This is a genomic window from Microcoleus sp. T2B6, assembly GCF_036700475.1.
Classification (GTDB): Bacteria; Cyanobacteriota; Cyanobacteriia; order Cyanobacteriales; family Microcoleaceae; genus Microcoleus.
Genome location: NZ_JAUBOZ010000011.1, coordinates 16,661 through 40,315, shown reverse-complemented (window position 1 = coordinate 40,315; position 23,655 = coordinate 16,661). Strand labels below are relative to the sequence as shown.

Below are 23,655 nucleotides of genomic sequence, written 5' to 3'. Positions count from 1 at the left end.
TACGCGGACTAAGAAATAAGGGAGTAAGCTTGATTTTGTCTCACAGTTTTGTCACAAGTCTAGTCAACAGAATGTTTGCAGTAAAATAATGTCAGCCATTAGCTCAACTACCCGCGTCATAATCAAAGCATACTTAGAAGTTTTCATCGAAAATCTTGTCAATGAATACAGAGGACGGCTAATACCGAAACTTGATATTCCAGCAACACATTTATCTTCCCCATCCTCTACAGAACAATCGGAACTATTACAAACTGCGATCGTCCCGTCAGAGTTGCTCAGAATTAACGAGTTTGAAAGAGCTTTCATCAGCCGCTTGGGCACAACCTATGAAGAATGTGCCAAACTCATTGCTTTGGAACATCACCAAGAAGCAAGCAGAAGCTATGAAATTTCTGGCGAAGTTAGCATAGAGGCTATTAATGAAATTGAGCGTCAGATAGCACTATTTGAGCAGTCAGCAGACAAAAACACAAATAAACCTGCTTTTGAAGAAATGATAGAAGCTGTTCTGGAGGCTCAAAAAACTAACCATTTAGTTCGGCGATCTGCCAAAGCAGATTTGTACGTGCTATCCCATGACGGGAGCAAATTTTTCTTTGAAATTAAAGGCTCAAAACCCAACAAAGGACAATGTTTGGAGGTAATTCAACGACTGCTGAGATTTCATTTACTTTGCGGACAGTCTCGCCCCGCTGCTCAATGTTATTATGCTATGGCTTACAATCCTTACGGGCCAAATCGTTCAGATTATAAATGGTCAGTGGCAAGGAAGTATACGCCTTTTGAACAAGCTGTCATTATGGGACATGAGTTTTGGAATATTATAGGGGGAGAGACTGCCTACGAAGAACTTTTGGATATATATCAAGAAGTTGGGCGGGAGAAGGGTAAGCATATGCTTGATGCTCTTGCTTTTGGATTTTAGTAAAGTACAATTTTCATTCCAGCAATATCTAGTCTTGAGGCAAAAACCTGTGATTAACAACAAACCGATAACTATTAGCCTCTTTGCTGGAGCATACGGTTTAGATTTAGGTCTAGAAAAAGCAGGATTTCAGACAGTAAGTTTAGTAGAAATCGAACCGGATGCTACCAAAACAATCTCTCTAAATCGTCCTCATTTATCCTTATCTGCTGTACCGAGAGATATTTGCCAAGTCAGCGCCCAAACTCTATTACAAGAAGGCGGACAAATCTTAGGTTTAGATAGACCTCTGCGCGCTGATGAAGTAGATTTAGTGACTGGTGGCCCCCCGTGCCAACCTTTCAGCACAGCCGGAAAACGGGGGTCTGTTGGCGATCCGCGCGGTAGCTTATTTATGGATTTCATACGCATTGTTGACGAAATAAAACCGCGCTTTTTTATCATGGAAAATGTTAAGGGATTGCTGTCAGCTCCGCTTCGACATCGACCTCACGATCGCAGAGGTTTAGGTTACCCCCTGTTAGAAGCTGATGAAATGCCCGGTGCAGCTTTACAAGTGATTTTGGCAGAGATGAAACGCATTGGTTATGAAGTTGTGTATGATTTGCTCAATACTGCTGATTACGGCGTTCCTCAAGTTAGAGAAAGAGTAATCTTTATTGGTTATAAAGGTAATGATTCAGTTACTTTGCCGCTCCCAAATTACAGTCAGAAAGGTACTGGTAAAAAACCCAAATGGCTGACGCTTAGAGAAGGATTAAAAGATTTAGTAGATTCTCAGCCAGAATTTATCCCTTACTCAGAAAGTCGCCTCAAGTATTTGCGCCTGTTAACAGCAGGTCAAAACTGGAGGCATTTACCCAGCGAATTACAACAAGAAGCAATGGGAGGAGCTTATAAATCTGAAGGCGGTAAAGTGGGTTTTTATCGGCGCTTGGCATGGGATAAACCGTCGCCTACTGTCACCACGAGTCCTCATCAAAAGGCTACAGATATGTGTCATCCCGATGAATTGCGTCCTTTGAGTGTAAGGGAGTGCGCCAGAATTCAGACGTTTCCAGATGATTGGGTTTTTTATGGATCGACTGCTTCTAAATATCGGCAAATTGGGAATGCAGTTCCGGTATTATTGGGAGAGGCGATCGGTCAATACCTTTGTCAGGTAATTAAGGGCGATCGAGTCCAAGGACGAGAAATTATTCAACAGCTTTCTCTCTTTAATTAACTAATATTTAAAACAGAGTTTAGGAGAAATAAAAGTGTCAGAGCAACTTCATGAATTATTAGCATTTGTTTTAGAAAAAGAAGTAGGACTGCCGGCCAGAAAGTCTCAATCTTTAGCCGGTCACTTTGCGGAGTTAGAAGAATTTATTAACTTAGAAGCAGAAACACTTATAAACGGCATCAGCAGCATATCGGGCAAAAGAGGCCTGAGATTTACTCCCGATGAGATTGAACGCATTTTAGCATTTATATCTTCAGGCCAACTGTCGCTGCAACTTACTATGGCTGAAAATTTTTTAGCCAGCATTTGTCGAGATTTTACTGGGCGACAGCTAGTTATGGTTGAAAATCTGACTTTAGGGAAAATTCATCCCAACCCATTTTTAATTAGGGCGTTAAATCTGGACACTCCCGAAGAAGTTGTCAGGCTTAATGTTTATATGACTGCTACTAGGTATATTGTCACTTCAATGGGATTGTTTATTCAAAAACTATTGATATCTTGCTCTGAAAGTGCAGAAATTCCACCGGAAGAGTCTGGATGGGACGCAATTAAAACTACCAGTGATGGCGAGAAATGCTGGATACAGGTAAAAAGTGGCCCGAATGATATGGATAAAGACCAGATAGTATATTGGGCTGCCAAAATTGAGGAAAAAATTCAGGAGGGCGATCGCGCTTATATTGGTATAGCTTACGGCAAAAGAACTAATAAAACTGTAACACTTGGTTTACTGAAGCAAATTTTGCCCAATTCGGAAATGATAACTTTAATCGGTCGAGAACTGTGGGATTTTGTTAGTGAAGATACTCGCTATACTGTGAATCTGTTTGAAGTTTTGCGTCAGTCAGCTAGTCAAGTTTTAGCGCAAAGTTCTATTGATGAAGCTATAGAAAGGTGTAGCGATCGAATCATCGCTGAATTTATCGGAAAGTACGGCGAGGGAAGTCAAGGTGTTTTTAACTATATAGCAGATATATTTTGATTGACTGGTTCGTAGTAGCGCCCAAACGCTACTACAAACCACATACTACAAAACTCCTTTAGAACTCGGAATCCGAGTAGCCCGCCGGGGGTCGATTTCTACCGCCATCCGCAGAGCTCGCGCAAATGCTTTAAACGCCGCTTCCACAATGTGATGAGAATTCCCGCCCTGCAACTGTCGAATGTGCAGTGTCATTTGAGTGTGGTTCACCACCGCCGAAAAAAATTCTCTCACTAATTCGGTATCGTAAGTTCCGATCCGCTGGTTGGGAATTTCTAAGCTGTAACTTAAGTGAGGCCGTCCCGAAAAATCTAGCACTACTTCAATTAAAGCTTCATCCAAAGGTGCGATGAAATGTCCGAAGCGAGAAATGCCCGATCGATCCCCGACAGCTTTTGCTAGGGCTTGGCCCAAGGTAATCCCCACATCTTCGTTCGTGTGGTGGTCGTCAATCTCCAAATCCCCGATCGCCTGCACGTCCAAATCGATCAATCCGTGAGAAGCAATCTGGTGCAACATATGGTCTAAAAACGGAATCCCCGTAGATGCCTTGCAAGTTCCCACACCGTCGAGATTGAGGCTGGCAGTGACATCCGTTTCCAGTGTCGTGCGTTTCACCAAGGCGGCCCTAGCTGGTTGAACTGAAGTTGCAGGAGGCACAGAAGGGCGATCGATTATCTCCATAATTCGCAATTGGTCATTCATTAGTTATTGATAATTAGTAATTTGAGAACGGGATTTTTTTAGTGTTGAGTCTCAAGCGAGGGGCTTGTTCTGCATACAACTGACATCAGATACCAATGTCAATCAAGGGATTTTTGGTGGGTGGGGGCGGGTTTATTTAACCTGTCTGTCACCGGAGAAAGTTTTTGGTGAACCCGCCCCGTAAGGTTCTTGAAAATGGTGCAAGAAGATGCGAGGTGGGGGCGGGTTTATTTAACCTGTCTGTCACCGGAGAAAGTTTTTGGTGAACCCGCCCCTACAGGTTCTTGAAAATGGTGCAAGAAGATGCGAGATAAAACTTACTTGTTAAAGTTAAATTTTATTGTCTAAACCCGCCCCTACATAACTCAAAACTCTCGACTACCGTTACATTCCCATGATTTCGTAACCAGCATCGACATACAAAACTTGACCCGTAATCCCGCTAGCGAGATTGCTGCACAGAAAAGCCGCAGCATTTCCCACTTCCTGCTGAGTCACCGTCCGCCGCAGCGGGGCCACTTCCTCAACGTGGTGGATCATGTCCAGAATACCGCCAACTGCTGACGAAGCCAGAGTCCGAATCGGGCCAGAAGAAATCGCATTTACCCGAATATTTAACGGGCCGAGTTCAGCAGCCAGATAACGAACATTCATTTCCAAAGCCGCCTTAGCAATTCCCATCACATTATAGTTAGGAACTACCCGGACGCCGCCCAAATAAGTCAGGGTCACAATACTGCCACCCTCGGCCATCAGCGGTTTAGCAGCAGCACAAAGCCGCACCAGCGAGTAAGCGCTAATATCCAAAGCATTGGAGAAACCTTGGCGCGAAGTGTTGGTGAAATCTCCCGAAAGTTCGTCCTTGCCAGCAAAAGCCAGACAGTGGATTAGGACATCTAACTTGCCCCACTTGTCGGCGATGGTTTTAAAAGTAGACTCAATTTCGCTCTCGTCTTGGACATTGCAGGGCAAATACAGACTGGGATTGAGCGGTTCCACCAGTTCAGCGACTTTACGCTCGTGCTTGCCTTTCTCGTCCTTCAAATAAGTTATGCCGAGGTTGGCCCCAGCTTTGTGGAGCTGCTGAGCGATGCCCCAGGCGATCGAGCGATTGTTGGCAATGCCCGTAACAAGAGCATTTTTTCCGGTCAAATCTATCATCTGTATTTCTTCTAGAAGCAACTAGCACCGTTCTCATTCGCTCTATGCGACAACCCCGCCAGTTTAGACACAACTGATTCAGATTTAACTGATTGAGACACAATTGAGACACAATTGAGACACAATTGATATTAATTTTGCTGTGGAGCTACATGGGGGGGAATTGAAAAAGTTAAGAGAAGGGCTAGATTTAATCATACAGCGTGTGTTTACCTTAATATTAGATGGAAGTAACCGAATCCTTGCATATTGGAGGTTGGGCAGTATATTTACTCAATAAGGTTAATCCGCAAGTTATAAAGTATTGATTAGTACAAAGGATCTAGTCGTGACGCATGATAGACCGCTAGCAGCCGTGTTCCGCCAAATCAGCGGCGGGGCGTTTCCACCCATTGTGGAAACCTTTGAACGGGGCAAGACAATTTTTTTCCCTGGAGACCCGGCTGAGCGCGTCTACGTTCTCATTAGAGGTGCTGTGAAGCTCTCCAGGGTGTACGAAGCAGGGGAAGAAATTACAGTCGCCCTCCTGCGCGAAAATAGCGTATTTGGGGTGCTGTCTCTGATTACGGGACACCGATCGGACAGGTTTTACCACGCGGTAGCCTTTACGCCGGTGGAATTGATCTCGCTGCCGATCGAACAAGTCGAGAAAGCGCTTAAGGAAGACCCGGAATTATCGATGGTGATGCTGCGGGGACTGTCGTCTCGGATTTTGCAAACCGAGATGATGATCGAAACGCTGGCCCACCGAGATATGGGATCGAGACTCGTCAGCTTTTTGCTGATTCTGTGCCGGGATTTTGGCGTGCCCGGTACAGAGGGGATTACGATTGATTTGAAGCTGTCCCACCAAGCGATCGCCGAAGCGATCGGCTCGACGCGGGTAACGGTGACTCGTTTGCTGGGCGATCTCAGGCAAGAAACCATGATCTCGATCCACAAGAAAAAGATCACAGTCCACAACCCGGTGGCTTTAAGCCAGCAATTCACTTGATGCCGAGAAAGTATAGGATTTTGGATTTTGGATTTTAGATTCAATCCAAAATCCAAAATCCAAAACCTAAAATCGGAATGACTGCTGGATACATCCTGGTATTTGTAATTTTAGTGTTGGGGGGTGTGATCGCCACTGTCAGCGATCGCCTTGGGACGAAAGTCGGCAAGGCAAGGTTGAGTTTGTTCAAACTTCGCCCCCGCGATACTGCTGTTGTTGTGACAGTGATGGCCGGCAGCATCCTGTCAGCAATTACTCTGGGCATTTTGTTTGCTACTAGCAAGCCGCTGCGAACGGGAGTTTTTAGAATAGACGAGATTCAAAAAAGGCTCAACAACGCCCGCAGAGAAATCAACCAAGCCACTGAAGAAAAAAATCGAGTTGAAACTGAATTAGCTCAAGCCAGAGCCGCTCAAGCGCAAGCTAGAGCCAATTTGGAGCAAATTAATCAATCCCTCCAAGCAGCTAATGCCGAGCAAGCTCGGACGCAAACAAAATTAAACTCGCTGCGGGCCCAGCTCAACAGCGTGCAAGCAGCCAAGTCTAAAACTGAAGAGCAGTTAAGTCAGGTAGAAGCGGCTAAATCTAAGACAGAAGAACAGCTCAGCAGTGTGGAAGCAGCTAAATCCCGCACCGAAGAACAATTGAAACTGGTGGAAACGATTCGATCGACTACACAAGCTCAGCTCGATCGCACCGAGAACCAATTGAAAACAGTTTCTGCTCAAAAAACGACTTTAGGCTCGGAAATCGCCCAACTGCAAGAAGAGCGCCAACAGTTAATCGAGCAGCGAGAGCAGGTAAAAACTCAAATTGCCCAGCGCGATCGAGAAATTGCCCAACGCGATCGAGAAATTGTCGATCGCAACGAACTAATTGCCCAGCGAGACAAGGAAATTGCCCAGCGAATGCAAAATCTGGCCGAGCGCGATCGAATAATTGTCGAGCGCGACAAAGTAATTGCCGAGAGGGAAGCACTCCTAGAAACCTTGGCACAGCAACAAGCTCAACTCGAACAGCAACAAACTGTCTTGCAGCAACAAGTGCAAATTTTGGAACGCGACTTTCAGGCAATCCGCGAGGGTACAGTTGCCATCAGGCGCGGTCAAATTTTAGCTGCTGGCGTCGTTCGCATTATCGAACCCGGTATGGCAAGTGGCGCGATCGATCGGCTTTTGCAAGAAGCAAATAAAACCACCGTCGGACTGATGCAGCCGGAAAATACCAAGGTTAGGGACCAGGTTATTCAAATTACTAAAGCAGAAATCGATCAACTAATTAGTCAGATTAAAGACGGTCAAGACTACGTGGTGCGAATTGTCGCTGGTGCTAATTACCTGCGGGAAGAAAAGCTAATTAAGGTATTTGCAGAAGCAGAAATAAATCGAGTTGTGTTCCGGGCTGGAGATGTGATTGCAGGGGTTGCTGTCGATCCGGTGACTTTGACCGACGAACAGGTGCGGCAGCAGTTGCTGCAATTGATAGAAGCTTGTCAATTTCGCGCTCGCCTGATCGGTGTTGTCGGCGGTAGAGTCCAAGTGGCCGACAATCAGGTTGAAACTTTAGCTGGTTTTATCGAGCGGTTGCAGCAGTACGATAAACCGCTGGATGTTCAGGCGATCGCCGCAGATGTCACTTACATTGCCGGCCCGCTTAAAATAGATTTAGTTGCTCGTGAAAACGGAGCCGTTGTTTTCCGCACCGGACAACAACCACCGGGCGGCCCAGATGTGAAAGTTAAATAATAAGTGCGATCGACATATCGAATTTGAGCAAAAATTTTGGGCGATCGAATTACAATTTTGCTTGACTTTTTCGCGCCCTTGACATATCATTAAATCATGGGAATCCGTGCCGCCATATATATAGCAATCGTAGGGTGCGTCGCCACCAAAAATCTGGAAGCACCACCAACAATCTCACAGCGACGCACCGCACCCAATTAGTAGGGTGTGTCGCCACCAAAAATCTGGAAGCACCACCAATAATCTCACAGCGACGCACCGCACCGCTAAGAGAGCAAAGTAGAAAAACTAAGAATCGAACCCTGAGATATTGGCATCACAAAACAAAATTTTGCTCAATTAAAATGCAGGAGCGTGCGGTGTAATGTCAGAGAATCAAAATGAACCCAGAGAATATGATGCCGTCCGTGGCGGTCAAAATTCAATTCCTGTCAATGCTGCGGTACTGGGAGGCATAGCCGGTGTTAAAAGCCGATTAGCCTCACCCATTGTCGAAGTGAGAACCGCCGCACTCTCCGAAGCACTCAAATATGGAGAAGCTGGCTTAGATGTGATAATGCAAGCTTTGCAGGATGAATCAATGCAGGTGAAATGTGCTGCCTATTCACTGCTGAAATATCGAAACGAGGAAAAGATTCAACGACAGTTACAAAACTATTTTCCTACATTTGAATTTGAGGTCATCACAGTCGATGCTGACGGAACAGAAAACAGTCGCATAAAGTCTTTTGCTCATTACTTCCCTGAAGACTTAGGTGATGGAGTTGTACTAGACATGGTTTACATTCCTGGCGGCACATTTATGATGGGTTCGACAGCAACAGAATCAGCTAGGCTCGATAACGAACGTCCGCAGCATCAAGTAACAGTACCGACTTTTTATGTAGGAAAATACCCCATCACCCAAGCACAGTGGCAAGCAGTGATGGGAAATATTCCATCATTCTTTAGGGGTGAAAAAAGTCCTGTAGAAAGTGTAAACTGGCATGATGCTGTAGAATTCTGCCGGAAACTTTCTGAAAAAACAGGCAAGATTTATCGCTTACTTTCGGAATCTGAATGGGAATATGCTTGTCGCGCCGGAACTACAACACCTTTCTATTTTGGCGAGACAATTACCACAGATTTAGCTAATTATGATGGGAATTATCCCTTTGGTGGTGAACCGAAGGGACTTAATCGCGCACACACAATGGATGTGGGGAGTTTTCCTCCGAATCCCTTTGGACTTTATGATATGCACGGTGAGGTTTGGGAATGGTGCAGCGATAAGTGGCCCAGTAACGATGACGGCGCACCGACTGACGGAAGTTCTTCGGAAACTGGAACAAGTGATTACCGGGTGCTGCGTGGGGGTTCGTGTTGGTACCGTGCGGTCCATTGCCGTGCTGCAAGCCGCTACTTCCGCTCTGCGGGCAACTCGTACTTGGACGGGGGTTTTCGTGTTGCGGTTGCTTTGGCTGTCCCTTCCTCCCCGTCTTCCCTGTGAGGACTCTTCTCTACTCTTTAGCCCTTTAGCCCTTTTCCCTTTTTCCTCTTTACCCTTTTGCGTGCGTCAGCGCACTTTAATTTTTTTTTGCACTCATCTTTACACGCGATTCAAAATAGTAGGGTGCGTCGCCATCAGCAATTTGCAAATCAAATCGACAATCTCACAGCGACGCACCGCCTGCACAGGGGTGAGAGAAACCGGGTTTTTGCGCGGGGAGTCAAAGAAACCGGGTTTTTTCGATAAATTAAAACGGGGGAGTAAAGATTGTGGCAAAAACCAGGTTTCTGATTTTAGGCATTATATGGCCGCACGGATTCCCATGATGATATAATATGTCACTCCTGCAAAAAAGTCAAGCAAAATAAGTACGATCGCCCGCAAAGATTTTGAGACATTCAAGAATGCAAGTGCCAGATTAGATATAGGTTGGCGATGGGTTTCCTCGACTACAACAGCGCAACTACAAACTTATTAACACAGAACTCATAAATATGATTTTAGGTTTCGATCCGGGTAAAGACAAGTGCGGCATCGCCGTCATGGGTAGAGACAGAAGCGTCTGCTACCATCAAGTTGTGCAGTCGGAAGCAGCGATATCTACTATTCAATCTTTGTGCGAACAGTTTCCCATTGAGTTATTGGTGCTCGGAGATCAAACGACTTCTAAGAGTTGGAAACAAAAACTGACGCAGAGTTTGTCGCCTGCGCTCAAAATTGTTCAGGTGGACGAGAGGTACAGCAGTTTAGAAGCTAGGGAACGCTACTGGCAAATGTACCCTCCGACGGGCCTTTCTCGCTTGATTCCCCAGGGAATGCGGACGCCACCGAAGCCAGTAGATGATATAGTGGCGATCGTCCTAATTGAAAGATATTTGAACAAACAGTTGACAGTTGACAGTTGACAGCGAGGTTTTCAAGCAAGTTCTAAAAACTTTGGGTTTCGTGGGAAATCCTATTTTTTACTGGATCAGTTAAATCTAGCTAATCTTGTTGAACCATCCACACCAAGAATCCTAAAATGGTTTCCACCGGAAGCAGCGGATAATCGGTAAGGTCGATCGTCACTGTTGTTCCTGAAAGCTTGAGAAAACGCCATTGAGTGCCGCTGCTGATACAGCCGTAAATAGTGGCGATCGGGTGTTCTGCTGCTTCGTTAAAGCGCTGTGCCGCTACCATTTCAGCAATACATTGACCGATACCTTCGTTCAGATCGGCTTTTTTTGCTTCCACAACTACGATCGCGGGTGCTTCTACGGTAAGCTGTTCGGGCGATCGGCTAATTAAAAAATCGACGTATCCGGTGAGCTCGCAACTGGGGTCAACATTGAATTCCCGTCCCGAAAATAAACTGATTTGGCGGTTCATCAAGCGCCGGACTTCTTGCAAAACTGGGTAGACAATGGCTTCCGATCTGGCTTTTTCTGAACCAACTGCGATCGTCCAAGGCAAATCTTCTAATTCGCTACTCAATCTCGGACTGGGATTAATTGATTCTACCTCCGGAAAAAACCGAGTTCCCTCCACGATAGTTAACTGAAAGTCTTTTTTAGCTCTAGTAATTGTGAATTGACTGTAAGGCATAATCCGATAGCTTTTTTGATAATACAGACTTTTATTCTTATAATTATGCCTAAATTTGAAAGAATCTGCAATTTGTTTGAGTTCAGCTAATAAAATGTACCCTAAATTAATCAGAGCGATCGTTGAATAACAGTGAGTGTTACTTGATGACAGCTTCGGTCAAAATTACCTTACCATTCTGCCGGACTTGTAGGCGTTGGGGGTTAATCGAGTAGATAATATTGCCGTTAGTCGCTTCATAACTTCCGTCATCACCTGCTGTTACTTGCATGACATTGATTTGGGTGCCATTTATTTTGCTGAGGCCGCGGTAAAAAATATCGCCTTCCTGGGTTTTGCAAATGTATATAGAAAAGTTGGGCGTTGCGAAAAATTGCACCATTTGATCCCTCGGACATCCCTCAACTTGAGCAATTTGCAGCGGTTGATTATTGCCCAAAGTGTTGGGTGCGGGTTGATTTAGTGCAGTTGCTTCTGCTGAGGCTGTCAAAAAGCCGTGAAGCGAAGCTATCCCGAAGGGAATCGCACTAATGCCTGCCATAACTAGAACTACTTCTTTAATGCCCTTAACTGTATCTTTATAAAACATCTTGTCACTCCTGGCTTTAACTATATAATTACATCTTAAGCGATATTTGCTGGATATTAATAATATTTAATATCAGAGGTGAGAGGTGCAGGGAAAAGGGTACACCGTCGGTTTAAGTAAGGTGCCAACTGTGCACCCTACACCAGTGAAAATACATAAGTATGTCAATGCGATCGCAGGAAAGCAATCTCTTGTATTTATGACATTTTTAAGGTTTTATGACTTGTCCACGCCGATCTGAGAAACCGGGTTTCTTCATATATTTCTCGTTACTAAACCTTTGATTTTCGTAGAAACCGGGAATAAGCGCCCCCATGTCGCGAACTGACTCTGTTATATCAATTCCGGTTGCATTGGAATGATTAAACCGCAGAGAACGCAGAGAACGCAGAGTCAGAGAACAGAGAGATGAATACAGGACGATGAAGGGCGGATTTGATATTACACGGTAATGTTTATTTACGCTTAGCTATTTATTGAATAATAAAAAGGGAAACAGAAAACACATTTTTTCTTCCATTTCCCCTTTTTTCACGGACGGTCGTCCTGACTGCGAACCTGGTAATTAATTAACGGCTGCCAACTGTTTATCTTTGATTTCCACCGGCGCGGTTAATGCCTCTTCCAAATCCGCACAGCCGAGTTTTTCCTCCAAAATTGCCATCACTTCGCGACCGAAATCATTGGAATTCCGCTGCCAAGCTTCTAAACAAATTTGTCCGAAAAACGAACCCAAAGGTTCGGGATTCCATAGCAATTTGCGCGCTGTCCAAGGCATCAAACTCATGGGATCGTAACCAGGTTGCAGAATATCCTTCTTAAAGGCGTATTCTTCTAAAATAGTGTGCGGCTGCAACCCGATAAAGAAAATCGCAGGTTCTACTTTATCGGCTCCGAAAATCCGCTCTAATTCTCGGTGATAAGCAATAGTTTGCCGGATGGTTTCAAAGGTTTCGTCAATGACGTTAAACGAGTAATTAACGGAAACCACATCGTTGTAACCTGCTGCTTTTAAATCGCGACAATTTTCCAAAACTACTCGCAAGTTGTAGCCCATCCGCATTTTGCGAACCAGTTCCTGGGAACCGCTGGTGATGCCGATTTCAAAGTAATTCATCCCCGTTTTTACCATCAAATCGCACAACTCTGGTGTGAGATTATCCGCACGGATGTAAGCGGCCCAGTGTATGTCAGTCATGCCGGCGGCGATGATTTTTTGCAATAATTCAACTGCATCATCAATGAATTTGCGTGCTGGGATAAATTGAGCGTCGGTAAACCAGAAATTGCGGATACCTCGATCGTACAATTGCCGAATCTCCGCCACCACCTCATCCGCCGGATTGATCCGCACTTGCTTCCCTTCAATCACCGTATAAATGCAGTAACAGCAATTGTGAGGACAGCCGCGCTTGGTTTGCACTCCCACGTAGAAGTCCATATCCTGTAGATAATAGGAAAATTCCGGCCAAATCGTTTCGATGTAGTTATAGTCGCAAGCACTTTTCTCGATGTTGGCTGGCTTTTCGTGAATTAGCTTCGCGCGCGGCACGGTTTCTCCCACCACATAACACCTTTCCTCGGCCAAATCTTCGCCCTTAATCAACTTCTCCAGCAAAGCTTCGCCTTCCCCCACCGAAACCACAGTTCCCGTGGGCAAACTGCGACCCAACTGCTCGTAAAACACGCTCACAGCACCGCCTCCGACCACTGCACGAGCTTCGGGGCGGTATTTCCGGGCCCGCTTCAATCCGCGCTTAATCAGTCCCAAATTGCGCCAGAGTTCGGTGTAGTAAGACGCGGCTAAACGCAGTCCTCCGAGTGCTCCCCGGAACTTGATCAGCGGATTTTTGGCGTAGTAAAACTCGAAGGCATTTTGCAACGGGTTGCCGCCTCTGCCGCCCACGGGCGCGTAAATTTGAATGTCCCGCCAAGAGAAAACCAGCAGAGTCGGCTTAAACTCGTCTATGCTGGCATCCAAAGCTTTAGCGAAATCCAGGGGGGGTACGGCACCTAAATCAAAAATGCGTTGTTCGACATCGGGAAACAGCTTGTGTACGTGATCCGAAAGATACACAACTCCGATCGGGAAAATCGGATTGCAAGGGAGGCGAACGTACAGGACTCGGTTTTCTCGGTTTTCCATGATTGCCATATCCTAAAGTGGAACTTTTTCAGCTATGTTAATATTCTTTTAATATAACTTTACAATATGTCTAATTTTCGCAATTTGACATTAAATATTCTTAAATTTTTTAAAACTGGCTAAAAGCCGAGCTTGTTGGTGTCGATCGGCGAGAGCAGCAGAAAAAAGCTAATTTTTAAGCAAATACAGCGTAGATTGACCGAATATTTAACCAGGGGGTCAAAAAAAGTATAATTTTACGAATAAATTTTAATTTAAGTTCGATCGGTCTCTCATGTATTAGGGAGTTGGTAGTCGGCTTTACAGTAGGCGGGATCGCCTAGTGTTAGCCTGAGAAGATAACTAAAACTTTTAGGCAAGGCTCCCTCAGCAGTTATGGCTCAAATTCTTGACCCCGTACCCTCAGACACCGACAGCAAGATTCTGTGCTGCTACGTCAACGCCACCAGTCAGATTCAGATTGCTCGCATCGCCAACATTCCTAACTGGTACTTTGAACGAGTAGTTTTTCCCGGACAGCGCTTAGTGTTTGAAGCGATGCCCGCTGCAGCATTGGAAATTCACACCGGGATGATGGCCAGTGCAATTTTGTCGGATAAAATTCCTTGCGATCGCTTGCAGATTAACGAAGGCCCCTATTCAAACGTCCATCCTAGCAGATCCCCAGAGGCTGTTCAGGGCGATCGAACAATCATGGCCGGCCGCCCCAAATCCCGAGAAATCTCAGAACCTTTGACTGTACCGGCACTAACCGCCGTCGATTAATCGGAGTTGTGAGTTTTGAGTTATATAATTGTCAGTTAATTGATAACTCCGCGCTCAAAATTCCAACTTCTGCAAAGCGGTAAAAACTCAACAGTTAAGAATCAAAGTTTCTGAAATGAATTTTAGATCAAAACTCACAACTGCAAATATTGTCCGGTTTTTCGTATTTCCCTGAGTGTGCTTGGCTGCCTCGACAACTGTGCAAAAATATCATTAAACAGCTTCTCGACTTTCAGCCATGTCAGCACAACCTATTGCTTCTTCCCCATCTTCTGCCCCAGTATTTGAGCCGGCGGTATTCCGGCTTTCTCCCCTGATTAGAATCACGCTGTTGAGTTTGTACACAGCCCTGACAATTCCCTTGCCTTTTTTGTCGGAAGTAACGAAAGCAGCCGTTCCTCCCGCCGCACTCTGGGCAGGAATTGTTGTCGGGGCTGTGGGCCTTTACGGCGTGCTCAGTGAAAGGGTAATTTTGAGCGAGGAAGGGATTGAAGTCACATATCCCAAGTGGTTTCCGCGTTTGTTTCGCAAGGGTTGGTCGCTACCTTGGACTGAGGTAAAAGCTCTCAAACCTCGATCGACCGGTCAAGGAGGTTTAGTTTACTATTTTTTGAGTCATTCGGGTGAAGGTTATTTGTTGCCAATGCGAGTGGCTGGATTTGGTAAATTAGTCGGTTTGGTGGAAGCAAAAACAGGTATTGATACTAGAGATGTCCGCCCTTTGTCGCAGCCTTGGATGTATCTTATTTTGCTGGGATGTACGCTGCTTCTGCTGTTGGTAGATACGTGGACTATTGTCACGGCGATCGGGCTTAAAGGCAATCTGTAATATTATCTCCGCTACAACTCACATCTTGCACCATTCTCGCTTAACAGGCTTTTCGGCCTGTTCCACAAGAAAATTCAGTCTTTGTGGAACAGGCCGAAAAGCCTGTTCATAAAAAGGTAAGGATTCAGGTCTAAAAACTTGCGGCTCCAACGCTTGTCTGGCAAGGGTTTTAGGGCAAAATAAGGGTTTTTGTCTTTCGTGGTTAATTGTCAATAAACGAGGAGAAGTGACAGTTTTTCGTGGTTTATTGAGAATAGAGATTGATTTAGTATCAAGCTCCATATCTAAAGTCTTTGCCCAGCAAGGAGTTTACTGACCTGAATCCTTACATAAAAAGCTTATTGAGAATGATGCAACATCTCCGGTACAAGAACCGTTATAGAGTTGGTAGTGAAGACTTCAGTCCTCATAAAACTTGCTCGGATTATTGACTCTTATTAGAAATCAATAACATTTTTTCTGATTTTATAAGATCGATTTCTATTATTTTTGATTCAGCCTCGACTTATTTTTAAGTTGCCTCCAAGACTAAAAAGCTAGTTGCCTGTCCGAACTCAAAACATATTTTTTGTTTGTGGTGAACATTCTTGTTTAATTTTGTTTCTAGCGAACTTTTTGGGAGACAATTTGGCCAATATTATTAAGTTTTTATAAAAAAAGTTACCACTAAAAGTAATTGGTATAAGATAAACATCATTAAATTTTAGGGGATTCGACTTTCCTAAAAGAACCTTTCCAGCAAAAACTAATTTTATATTAGAATTAGTTTTGGTTTACCATGTATCTTTTTCATTAAATTCACGATGTGATGTGAATGTAAATAGTTATTAACGCATTTAATCTCATTGCTGAATAGCTCGACTAAAAGCTGGCAAATGTAGCGTGAATATATCTAGCAATTCCCAGCAAGTATAAGCGTTACAGCTTAGCTATGAATTCCTCTTAAATACTTTTAGTGAGAACATAGAGAATGAGTACCCAAAAGTCATTGTTTATACCTCGGCGTCAAGTAATTCGTGGGATTTTATCTACTACAGCGTTTGCAGTCACCTCGCGCCTTTGGACTGGATGTACTCCTGCTAAAGAGGTTCAAGCAAACTCCCCTGGAAAAGATAAGCCAATTGTGATGGGATTTATTTATGTTGGCCCCAAAGATGACTACGGCTACAATCAAGCCCAAGCCGAAGGGAACGCTGGGGTTTCAAAATTAGCCTGGGTAAAAACCGTAGAGGAAGCAAATGTTCCTGAAACTACGGCGGTACAAGAAACCATGAGGAACATGATCGAACAGGATGGGGCAACGGTTCTGTTCCCTACGTCCTTCGGGTACTTTGACCCCCATATTCTGAAACTGGCAAAGGATTACCCGGAGGTGCAATTCTTCCACTGCGGTGGACTTTATCAGGAAGGTAAGCATCCAAATAACGTTGGCAGCTATTTTGGCTACATTGATGAGGGTGAGTACGTAGCAGGCATTGTTGCCGCCCACGCTTCCAAAACCGGAAAATTAGGATTTATTGCTGCTAAACCCATACCGCAAGTATTACGCAATATCAATAGCTTTACATTAGGGGCACGTAGCATTAAGCCAGAAGTTACAACTCAGGTGATTTTTACAGGAGATTGGTCTTTGCCTGTTAAAGAAGCTGATGCTGCTAATAGTATGGCTGACCAGGGTGTTGATGTAATTACCTGTCACGTAGATAGCCCCAAAGTGGTGATAGAAACGGCTGAGAAACGAGGCATTTTCTGTACTGGCTACCATGCGAGTCAAGCCCAACTTGCGCCCAAGGGATATTTAACAGGTGCCGAGTGGGACTGGACGAATGTCTATTCTAAGTATGCTGAAATGCTTAATGCTGGCAAGACGCTAATGAACGGAGGCATTCCCCATTTAGTACGTGGTGGTTTGAAGGATGGTTTTTTGAAGCTGTCGCCCTACGGTAGCGCCGTAACTGCCGAAGCGCAAAAAGATGCTGATGCTGCTAAGAGTAAGTTTCTTGATGGCAGCATGGTCATTTATAAGGGGGAAATAAAAGATAACACCGGGAAAGTTGTGATTGCTGAAGGTAAGGATTACAAGCAGCAAGACGCAGAACTAGAAAAGATGAATTGGCTGGCATCAGGCGTCATCGGCAAAGTTACGAGTTAATTAGGATCGCGAATTAAATAATTTACAGAAGTTTGTGGGGAGTAGGGGTTGGGCTTATAGCCCGCCCTTTCTGGACGGGCGGGACGCCCATCCCACAAGAACTATCACGCATTGTAAGTTATTTAATTCTCATTCCTAAGAAAGTATTTCACGCCCGTCGGCAACTGCTATACAAGCAAGTTTTTCATTCAACACTCATCATTTTCTTAGTAATTCATGTTTTATTATGATGATGATTAACCGTCAAAACTGGCGTACAACTTTGGAAGCGGTTGGTATCCCGATCGCCGCCATCCTCTTCTCATTGGTATTGTTTGGAATTTTTTGTGCTGGGGCTGGATCTAATCCCTTTGCTGTCTATGCCTCAATCTACAAAGCAGCGTTTGGCAGTTGGCATTCATTCCAAAACACCCTGATCAGGGCTGCACCGTTGATGTTGAGTTCCCTGTGTACGGCTTTGCCTGCCCGTTTGGGGTTGATGATTATCGGCAACGAAGGCGCTTTAGTAGTTGGGGGTCTGGGGGCTGTAGCCGCTGGACTGGCTTTATCTTCTGCACCGCCGACGTTAGTCCAAATTGCAATGGCGCTGGCAGCAATTGTCTGTGGAGGTGTGTGGATTGGTGCAGTGGGAGCTTTGCGCTATTACCGGGCAGTGAATGAGACAATTAGCAGCTTGTTGTTGAACTATATTGCGATCGCCCTGCTGAATCATTTAGTCGGCGGCGTGATGCGTGACCCCAGCAGTGTCAATAAAATTTCTAGTTACCCGATTCCTGATGTGAATATGTTAGGAAATATTCCAGGAACCCGCGTTCACTACGGCCTAATTTATGGGTTGGTTGCTTGTGCGATCGCCTACTTCCTGATCCAACGTACTACATTTGGCTTTGCAGCGCGGACAGCAGGAGGCAACATCCGCGCTGCTCGAATTGCCGGACTTCCTGTCGGCAAGTTGACAATGGCAATCTGTTTCCTAGCTGGCTCTTGTGCGGGTTTGGCAGGCATGGTGGAAGTCGCCGCCGTGCATGGTCGAGCTAACGAATCACTTAATGCTAACTATGGCTACAGCGGTATCTTAGTTGCATTCATTGCTCGACACAACCCTCTGGCTGCGACTATTGTGGCAATTCTGCTTGGCGGCATTCTGGCTAGTGGTGGCATCTTGCAACGAGCACATGGACTGCCCGATGCAACGGTTTTAGTGTTCCAAGGTTTGGTCTTTTTGGTAGTTCTGTATAGCGAATCGCTCTACGGACGTTTGCCATTTTTCAAAGAACAGTCAACCGATCGCCCTCAGCAGCCACCTTCTAGCGAGCAGCCATCAGTAGCCACTGTCTAAGCAATACGTTAAGCCAATTTAATGTGAAGTTGCACATATCTCGATCCCCCTAAATCCCCCTTAAGAAGGGGGACGAAAGAGAAGAATCTTGTCCCCCCCTTATTAAGGGGGGCTAGGGGGGATCGGATTCTATCCAACCTCATAAAAAATGGGTATTAAGCCAAAATCTCAAATCGGAGGAATCAACAATGGCAGCAGAAGTATTAGGTTGGTGGGGAGTACCTTTAGGTATCTTGGCAGGAACTTTGCGGGGTAGCGCTCCATTTTTGTTCGTCAGTTTGGGCGAATGCCTAACTGAAAAAAGCGGCAAGATTAATTTGGGGTTAGAAGGGACACTGTTAACGGGTGCGATGAGTGCCTATGCTATTTCTTATCAGACTGGATCGCCTTGGTTAGGTGTTTTAGCCGCTGGTCTAGCGGGCATGGTACTAGGTTTTATCCACGCTTGGCTGTGCATACAACCAAAAGTAAACGACATTGCCGTAGGCATCGCCATGATTATTTTTGGTAGCGGCATTGCTTTCTTTTTTGGCAAACCTTTTATTCAACCAAGTGCCACCCAGTTGCCTAGTTTACCTCTGGGTGCTTGGAGTCATCTGCCTCCAGTGCAATCAGCGCTACAAATTTGTCCCCTATTTTTGTTAGGTGTAGCGATCGCCCCTCTAATGCAGTGGTTCTTTAAATCAACTCGCTGGGGGTTATTCATTCGTGCAGTTGGGGATAGTCCCGATGCTGCAAAAGCAATGGGAATCTCTATTAATAAAGTTCGTATGCTCTGCATTATCGCGGGCAGTTTCTTAGCTGGAATTGGTGGTGCTTATTTATCCCTTTACTATCCCGGTAGTTGGACAGAACGCATCTCTAGTGGTCAAGGACTGATGGCGGTAGCGCTGGTAATTTTTGCCCGTTGGAATCCTGTACAGTGCTTATACGCCTCGTTGCTATTTGGGGGGGCGCAGGCGATCGGCCCCGCCTTGCAATCAGTAGGGGTCGATTCCTATTACTACTTATTCAATGCTTCGCCCTACATCCTGACGCTGGCGATCATGATTATTACTTGTTCGCCAAAACGAACTTTGACCGGCGCGCCTGGATCTTTAGGAACTAGCACATAAAACAGTAATTTATCGCAAGGAAGAAAACATGGGACGTTTTGTAGAAGCTGAACCATATCCTTATCCTTACAATGGCGATTTGCGCCCAGAAAATACGGTGCTGCTGATAATTGATATGCAAATTGATTTCTGCGGCATTGGTGGATATGTTGATAAGATGGGCTACGACTTGTCACTGACTCGCGCTCCTATTGAGCCAATCAAGCAAGTTTTAGAAGTGGCACGGGCGAAGCACTTCCATATCATGCACACCCGCGAAGGACACCGGCCCGACTTAGCAGATTTACCAGAAAACAAGCAGTGGCGATCGCGCCAAATTAACGCCGGGATTGGCGACCCCGGCCCCTGCGGCAGAATTCTAGTTCGAGGTGAAGCAGGGTGGGAAATTATTCCCGAACTCGCGCCTTTGCCTGGTGAAGCGGTGATTGACAAGCCGGGAAAAGGCTCCTTCTATGCTACGGATCTAGATCTGCTACTGAAACGTAAGGGCATTCAAAATATTGTTTTGGCTGGCATTACAACCGATGTCTGCGTCCATACCACAATGCGAGATGCAAACGATCGCGGTTATGAATGTTTGCTCTTATCTGACTGTACAGGCGCAACAGATTATGGCAACCATTTGGCGGCACTTAAGATGATCCAGATGCAGGGAGGAGTGTTTGGAACGGTTGCTGATTCAGAAGCATTTATCAAAGCTTTAAATGATGAATTTTGAGGAAAAACTCAAGTTATATTATGTTAGGTGGGAACGGGAGTTTAAGACAATACGCTTGGGTTAAAACTGTTTATTCTTCGGAGATCCCTTGCAGCATCCCCCTGATTGTTGGGGAGTAGGGGTTGACTTTAAGTAAGTTCTTGTCCCCCCCTTCGTAGGGGCGGTGCGACCCCTACTCCCCGTGCCCGCCCGCTCGCTAGGGGGGATCGGGCTTAACCCAAGCGTATTGGAGTTTAAGAGTGATGTGAAACTTTATCGGTAGGAATCAGGGGTTAAATTTTAACCGCAGATGAAAACAGATAAACTCAGATAAACGCAGATAAGAAGGCAAATATTACTACGTGAGGTTAATACTTAAAACAGTGAAATGAGCCCGACGCTCTCACTAAAAATTTAAATCTCATAAGTAGCCGATAAGCTGAAAACTTTACAAAGGAGACAAAAACATGACGGAAGTAACTGATTCTATAGATCGAAAATTAGCACTGGAAATTGACAACTCAAAATTCCAAATTCAAAACTTTATTCAACCACCAGAACTAGAGGTGGTTAACATGACTAAGCGGTTTGGCACGATGACTGCACTTGATAACTTCTCGATGACGCTAAAACCAGGGACGTTTCATGCTTTGCTGGGCGAGAACGGAGCAGGCAAAAGTACCCTTGTTAAATGTGTGATGGGTTTCTATACTCCTACTTCAGGCAAAGTCTTAATTGATGGACAGGAAAGCACGATCGCAAGTCCTCGCGATGCTCATAAGTACGGCATTGGCATGGTTTACCAGCACTTCACCTCTGTGCCTGCGATGACGGTAGCGGAAAATCTGGTTTTGTCCCGCTTTGATAGCCCCAATTTGATTAACTGGAAAGCCGAGTACGATCGGTTAAAGGCTTTTATGAAAACTGCTCCTTTCCGAGTTCCTCTAGATACGCCGGTCTTTCAATTAGCTGCTGGGGAAAAACAAAAGCTAGAAATTCTTAAACAGATATATCTTCAGAGTCGGATCTTGATTTTGGACGAACCTACTTCGGTGCTTACTCCGCAGGAAGCTGATGAGGTTTTAGGTTTACTGCGCGCAGAAGTTACTGCTGGAAGATTAAGCGTGTTAATTATCAGTCACAAATTCCGGGAAGTGATGGCGTTTTGCGATAGCATCACGGTGCTGCGTAAAGGGAAGTTTGCAGGTCAGGGTTTGGTAAAGGATCTGACTGTCTCGGATATGTCTGAAATGATGATGGGTGAAAGGCGTGAGCCAAAACAAGTTGAAAAGACAGCCCCCCCAACGACTATTCCTATCCTTGAAGTTAAAGACCTTCATGCCAATAAAGACAACGGTCTGGAGGTATTGACACGAGTAAATCTCACCGTTCACAGCGGCGAAATTGTTGGGATTGCAGGTATCTCTGGCAATGGTCAGCGGGAACTGGTGGAGGTGTTGGCTGGTCAGCGTTCTGCTACAGGTGGAAATGTGCTGGTCAATGGCGAAGTTTATACAGCAACACGAGCCGAGATGTTTAAACATCAGGTTTTCGCACTACCAGAAGAACCGCTTCATAATGCTTGTGTGCCACACATGAGTGTGGCAGAAAATTTAGCGCTGCGGACGTTTGACCGCCCTCCCCAAGCTAAAGCAAGTATCTTACTCATCCTGAAAGAAATTAGGCAGGCGGCTAAGAGCTTAATTAATACTTTCAAAATTAAAACGCCTTCGCCAGATACGCCTATCGGCAATCTGTCGGGGGGAAATGTACAGCGCACAGTGTTAGCGCGGGAACTCTCTTCCGAACATATTAGGTTACTAATTGCCGCTAATCCTTGCTTTGGTCTAGATTTTGCTGCTGTGGAGTACATTCACGGTCAGATTATTGAGGCTCGCAACCGAGGTGTAGCTGTGTTATTGGTGAGCGAAGATTTAGATGAACTGCTGAAGTTGTCCGATCGGGTTTTGGTAATCAGTGGCGGGAATTTTACTTATGAAAGTACGATCGCAGATGCAGATTTTGTTCAGATCGGTAAGAGTATGGCAGGACACTAATCAATTTGGGAATACCTATGACTGAACTACTGAACAAAACTTTGCTCCTTAAGGATTTACCTAATATCGCCGCGTGGCAGAATGAGTTGGCTTGGCAACCATTTCGTGATGGGGTGGAAATCTACCGACTTTATGGTGACAACACAAGTGGATCGGCTGCTGCTCTGCTGAGGTATCAGCCGGGAGCGAGTGTCCCAAGGCACACCCATACTGGTTTTGAACATATTTACGTACTAACTGGATCGCAAACTGACCAAAATGGCGAACACCAAGCCGGAACTTTTGTGATTAACCCGCCTAACAGTAATCACAGTGTTGTCAGCCAAGCTGGCTGCATAGTCCTAGTAATTTGGGAAAAACCTATATCGTTATGGTCTTAATATCTGCCCAACCTTATGATTATGAACTGCCAGTCTCTGGCGGGGTGGCTTTGGTTATCATCGATATGCAGCGAGATTTTTTGGAGCTTGGGGGATTTGGTGAAGCTTTAGGCAATGATGTCAGCCAACTACAGGCGATCGTACCAACGGTAAAGCTGTTGTTAGAGGCATTTCGCGATCGCCATCTCCCTATTGTTCACACTATTGAAGGTCATCAACCTGACCTTTCTGATTGTCCTCCCTCTAAGCAAAAGCGGGGTCAAAGTAAACTAAAAATTGGCGATCGAGGCCCAATGGGACGAATTTTAATTTTGGGGGAGCCGGGGAATTCAATTATCTCAGAATTGACACCTATGCCTGATGAAATAGTAATTAATAAACCAGGCAAGGGCGCTTTTTATCACACTAATTTGGAATTAATTCTTCGTGAAAAAGCGATTACTCACCTAATTTTTACTGGAGTCACGACTGAGGTTTGCGTTCAAACAACTATGCGTGAGGCTAACGATCGGGGGTTTGAATGTTTACTTGTTGAGGATGCTACAGCCAGCTACTTTCCAGAGTTTAAACAGAGTGCGATCGATATGATTCGCGCCCAAGGCGGTATTATTGGTTGGACTGCAAAGGCTGAAGTAGTAATACAAGCTTTGGAAAAATCGCAGTCTTAAATTTAAAAACTGTCGGCTATCCCGGATGTTTGGGGTAAAAACCAGTGGCTGATATATTTTTTCGTAACAGGCTTTCCGGCCTGTTCCACAAAGAAGAGACCT

General features: G+C 45.3%; 21 protein-coding genes. 16 read left to right on the top strand and 5 right to left on the bottom strand.

Going from position 1 to position 23,655, the window contains the following annotated elements; genetic code table 11:
• Positions 1-88: 88 nt before the first annotated feature.
• The 3 genes from QUA00_RS07365 to QUA00_RS07355 are packed head-to-tail and all read left to right on the top strand — an operon-like array spanning position 89 to position 3,138.
• Entirely contained in the window at positions 89-928 is an 840-nt protein-coding gene (locus tag QUA00_RS07365; RefSeq protein ID WP_333409216.1) for a TdeIII family type II restriction endonuclease, read from the top strand.
• Positions 929-977: 49 nt separating this feature from the next.
• Complete coding sequence (locus QUA00_RS07360) at positions 978-2,153, top strand: DNA cytosine methyltransferase (protein ID WP_333409215.1); 1,176 nt, start codon at positions 978-980, stop codon at positions 2,151-2,153.
• A 34-nt stretch (positions 2,154-2,187) separates the two neighbouring features.
• Entirely contained in the window at positions 2,188-3,138 is a 951-nt protein-coding gene (locus QUA00_RS07355) for a PmeII family type II restriction endonuclease (protein ID WP_333409214.1), read from the top strand.
• Positions 3,139-3,183: 45 nt separating this feature from the next.
• On the opposite strand, the gene hisB is transcribed toward QUA00_RS07355, so the two are convergent.
• Both hisB and fabI read right to left on the bottom strand, forming a co-directional pair.
• On the bottom strand, positions 3,184-3,822 hold the full coding sequence (gene hisB, locus QUA00_RS07350) for an imidazoleglycerol-phosphate dehydratase HisB (protein WP_333289160.1): 639 nt from the start codon (positions 3,820-3,822) through the stop codon (positions 3,184-3,186).
• A 405-nt stretch (positions 3,823-4,227) separates the two neighbouring features.
• The gene (gene fabI / locus QUA00_RS07345; RefSeq protein ID WP_333101974.1) at positions 4,228-5,004 is read right to left on the bottom strand and encodes an enoyl-ACP reductase FabI; all 777 of its coding nucleotides are present in this window, start codon (positions 5,002-5,004) and stop codon (positions 4,228-4,230) included.
• A gap of 328 nt (positions 5,005-5,332) precedes the next feature.
• Between fabI and ntcA the strand changes: the two genes are divergently transcribed.
• From ntcA to QUA00_RS07325, 4 genes are all read left to right on the top strand, one after another.
• Positions 5,333-5,998 carry a global nitrogen regulator NtcA gene (gene ntcA / locus QUA00_RS07340; RefSeq protein WP_006634020.1) on the top strand — a complete coding sequence of 222 codons (666 nt, stop codon included), beginning with the start codon at positions 5,333-5,335 and terminating at the stop codon, positions 5,996-5,998.
• Between the two features lie 77 nt (positions 5,999-6,075).
• Positions 6,076-7,743 (top strand): DUF3084 domain-containing protein, encoded by a 1,668-nt coding sequence (locus QUA00_RS07335; protein WP_333140251.1) that lies wholly within the window; start codon positions 6,076-6,078, stop codon positions 7,741-7,743.
• Positions 7,744-8,107: 364 nt separating this feature from the next.
• Positions 8,108-9,232, top strand: a complete 1,125-nt coding sequence (locus tag QUA00_RS07330) for an SUMF1/EgtB/PvdO family nonheme iron enzyme (protein WP_333140253.1) — start codon at positions 8,108-8,110, stop codon at positions 9,230-9,232.
• Positions 9,233-9,726: 494 nt separating this feature from the next.
• Complete coding sequence (locus tag QUA00_RS07325) at positions 9,727-10,137, top strand: pre-16S rRNA-processing nuclease YqgF (protein ID WP_333409212.1); 411 nt, start codon at positions 9,727-9,729, stop codon at positions 10,135-10,137.
• Between the two features lie 79 nt (positions 10,138-10,216).
• On the opposite strand, the gene QUA00_RS07320 is transcribed toward QUA00_RS07325, so the two are convergent.
• From QUA00_RS07320 to QUA00_RS07310, 3 genes are all read right to left on the bottom strand, one after another.
• Positions 10,217-10,816: a hypothetical protein gene (locus tag QUA00_RS07320; protein ID WP_333101970.1), complete on the bottom strand. Its 600-nt coding sequence runs from the start codon at positions 10,814-10,816 to the stop codon at positions 10,217-10,219.
• 139 nt (positions 10,817-10,955) lie between these two features.
• Positions 10,956-11,405 (bottom strand): hypothetical protein, encoded by a 450-nt coding sequence (locus QUA00_RS07315; RefSeq protein WP_333140257.1) that lies wholly within the window; start codon positions 11,403-11,405, stop codon positions 10,956-10,958.
• Positions 11,406-11,970: 565 nt separating this feature from the next.
• Positions 11,971-13,551 (bottom strand): photosystem II high light acclimation radical SAM protein, encoded by a 1,581-nt coding sequence (locus tag QUA00_RS07310; protein WP_333140259.1) that lies wholly within the window; start codon positions 13,549-13,551, stop codon positions 11,971-11,973.
• A 375-nt stretch (positions 13,552-13,926) separates the two neighbouring features.
• Between QUA00_RS07310 and QUA00_RS07305 the strand changes: the two genes are divergently transcribed.
• The 9 genes from QUA00_RS07305 (at position 13,927) to QUA00_RS07265 (ending at position 23,553) form a co-directional block, all read left to right on the top strand.
• The gene (locus QUA00_RS07305) at positions 13,927-14,316 is read left to right on the top strand and encodes a DUF1830 domain-containing protein (RefSeq protein WP_333140261.1); all 390 of its coding nucleotides are present in this window, start codon (positions 13,927-13,929) and stop codon (positions 14,314-14,316) included.
• A 238-nt stretch (positions 14,317-14,554) separates the two neighbouring features.
• On the top strand, positions 14,555-15,145 hold the full coding sequence (locus tag QUA00_RS07300; RefSeq protein ID WP_333307395.1) for a hypothetical protein: 591 nt from the start codon (positions 14,555-14,557) through the stop codon (positions 15,143-15,145).
• A 970-nt stretch (positions 15,146-16,115) separates the two neighbouring features.
• On the top strand, positions 16,116-17,297 hold the full coding sequence (locus tag QUA00_RS07295) for a BMP family ABC transporter substrate-binding protein (RefSeq protein WP_333307393.1): 1,182 nt from the start codon (positions 16,116-16,118) through the stop codon (positions 17,295-17,297).
• 226 nt (positions 17,298-17,523) lie between these two features.
• Positions 17,524-18,636 carry an ABC transporter permease gene (locus QUA00_RS07290; RefSeq protein ID WP_333144901.1) on the top strand — a complete coding sequence of 371 codons (1,113 nt, stop codon included), beginning with the start codon at positions 17,524-17,526 and terminating at the stop codon, positions 18,634-18,636.
• A gap of 188 nt (positions 18,637-18,824) precedes the next feature.
• Positions 18,825-19,751 (top strand): ABC transporter permease, encoded by a 927-nt coding sequence (locus QUA00_RS07285; RefSeq protein ID WP_333203544.1) that lies wholly within the window; start codon positions 18,825-18,827, stop codon positions 19,749-19,751.
• A gap of 28 nt (positions 19,752-19,779) precedes the next feature.
• On the top strand, positions 19,780-20,469 hold the full coding sequence (biuH, locus tag QUA00_RS07280; RefSeq protein WP_190735225.1) for a biuret amidohydrolase: 690 nt from the start codon (positions 19,780-19,782) through the stop codon (positions 20,467-20,469).
• 446 nt (positions 20,470-20,915) lie between these two features.
• A complete protein-coding gene (locus QUA00_RS07275; RefSeq protein ID WP_333409211.1) occupies positions 20,916-22,505 on the top strand; it encodes an ABC transporter ATP-binding protein in 1,590 nt (529 codons plus the stop codon).
• Between the two features lie 17 nt (positions 22,506-22,522).
• Positions 22,523-22,885: a cupin domain-containing protein gene (locus QUA00_RS07270; protein WP_333144907.1), complete on the top strand. Its 363-nt coding sequence runs from the start codon at positions 22,523-22,525 to the stop codon at positions 22,883-22,885.
• Complete coding sequence (locus QUA00_RS07265; protein ID WP_333144908.1) at positions 22,876-23,553, top strand: cysteine hydrolase; 678 nt, start codon at positions 22,876-22,878, stop codon at positions 23,551-23,553. The genes QUA00_RS07270 and QUA00_RS07265 overlap by 10 nt, the downstream gene beginning before the upstream one ends.
• The last annotated feature ends 102 nt before the right edge of the window (positions 23,554-23,655 follow it).

Bases quoted from the DNA above. Each gene is read 5' to 3' on its own strand.
- QUA00_RS07335 (WP_333140251.1), top strand. From the start codon at position 6,076: ATGACTGCTGGATACATCCTGGTATTTGTAATTTTAGTGTTGGGGGGT.
- QUA00_RS07295 (WP_333307393.1), top strand. From the start codon at position 16,116: ATGAGTACCCAAAAGTCATTGTTTATACCTCGGCGTCAAGTAATTCGT.
- QUA00_RS07305 (WP_333140261.1), top strand. From the start codon at position 13,927: ATGGCTCAAATTCTTGACCCCGTACCCTCAGACACCGACAGCAAGATT.
- QUA00_RS07270 (WP_333144907.1), top strand. From the start codon at position 22,523: ATGACTGAACTACTGAACAAAACTTTGCTCCTTAAGGATTTACCTAAT.
- QUA00_RS07290 (WP_333144901.1), top strand. From the start codon at position 17,524: ATGATGATGATTAACCGTCAAAACTGGCGTACAACTTTGGAAGCGGTT.
- biuH (WP_190735225.1), top strand. From the start codon at position 19,780: ATGGGACGTTTTGTAGAAGCTGAACCATATCCTTATCCTTACAATGGC.
- QUA00_RS07300 (WP_333307395.1), top strand. From the start codon at position 14,555: ATGTCAGCACAACCTATTGCTTCTTCCCCATCTTCTGCCCCAGTATTT.
- QUA00_RS07275 (WP_333409211.1), top strand. From the start codon at position 20,916: ATGACGGAAGTAACTGATTCTATAGATCGAAAATTAGCACTGGAAATT.
- QUA00_RS07320 (WP_333101970.1), bottom strand. From the start codon at position 10,816: ATGCCTTACAGTCAATTCACAATTACTAGAGCTAAAAAAGACTTTCAG.
- QUA00_RS07365 (WP_333409216.1), top strand. From the start codon at position 89: ATGTCAGCCATTAGCTCAACTACCCGCGTCATAATCAAAGCATACTTA.
- hisB (WP_333289160.1), bottom strand. From the start codon at position 3,822: ATGGAGATAATCGATCGCCCTTCTGTGCCTCCTGCAACTTCAGTTCAA.
- fabI (WP_333101974.1), bottom strand. From the start codon at position 5,004: ATGATAGATTTGACCGGAAAAAATGCTCTTGTTACGGGCATTGCCAAC.
- QUA00_RS07265 (WP_333144908.1), top strand. From the start codon at position 22,876: ATGGTCTTAATATCTGCCCAACCTTATGATTATGAACTGCCAGTCTCT.
- QUA00_RS07325 (WP_333409212.1), top strand. From the start codon at position 9,727: ATGATTTTAGGTTTCGATCCGGGTAAAGACAAGTGCGGCATCGCCGTC.
- QUA00_RS07315 (WP_333140257.1), bottom strand. From the start codon at position 11,405: ATGTTTTATAAAGATACAGTTAAGGGCATTAAAGAAGTAGTTCTAGTT.
- QUA00_RS07330 (WP_333140253.1), top strand. From the start codon at position 8,108: ATGTCAGAGAATCAAAATGAACCCAGAGAATATGATGCCGTCCGTGGC.
- QUA00_RS07285 (WP_333203544.1), top strand. From the start codon at position 18,825: ATGGCAGCAGAAGTATTAGGTTGGTGGGGAGTACCTTTAGGTATCTTG.
- QUA00_RS07310 (WP_333140259.1), bottom strand. From the start codon at position 13,551: ATGGAAAACCGAGAAAACCGAGTCCTGTACGTTCGCCTCCCTTGCAAT.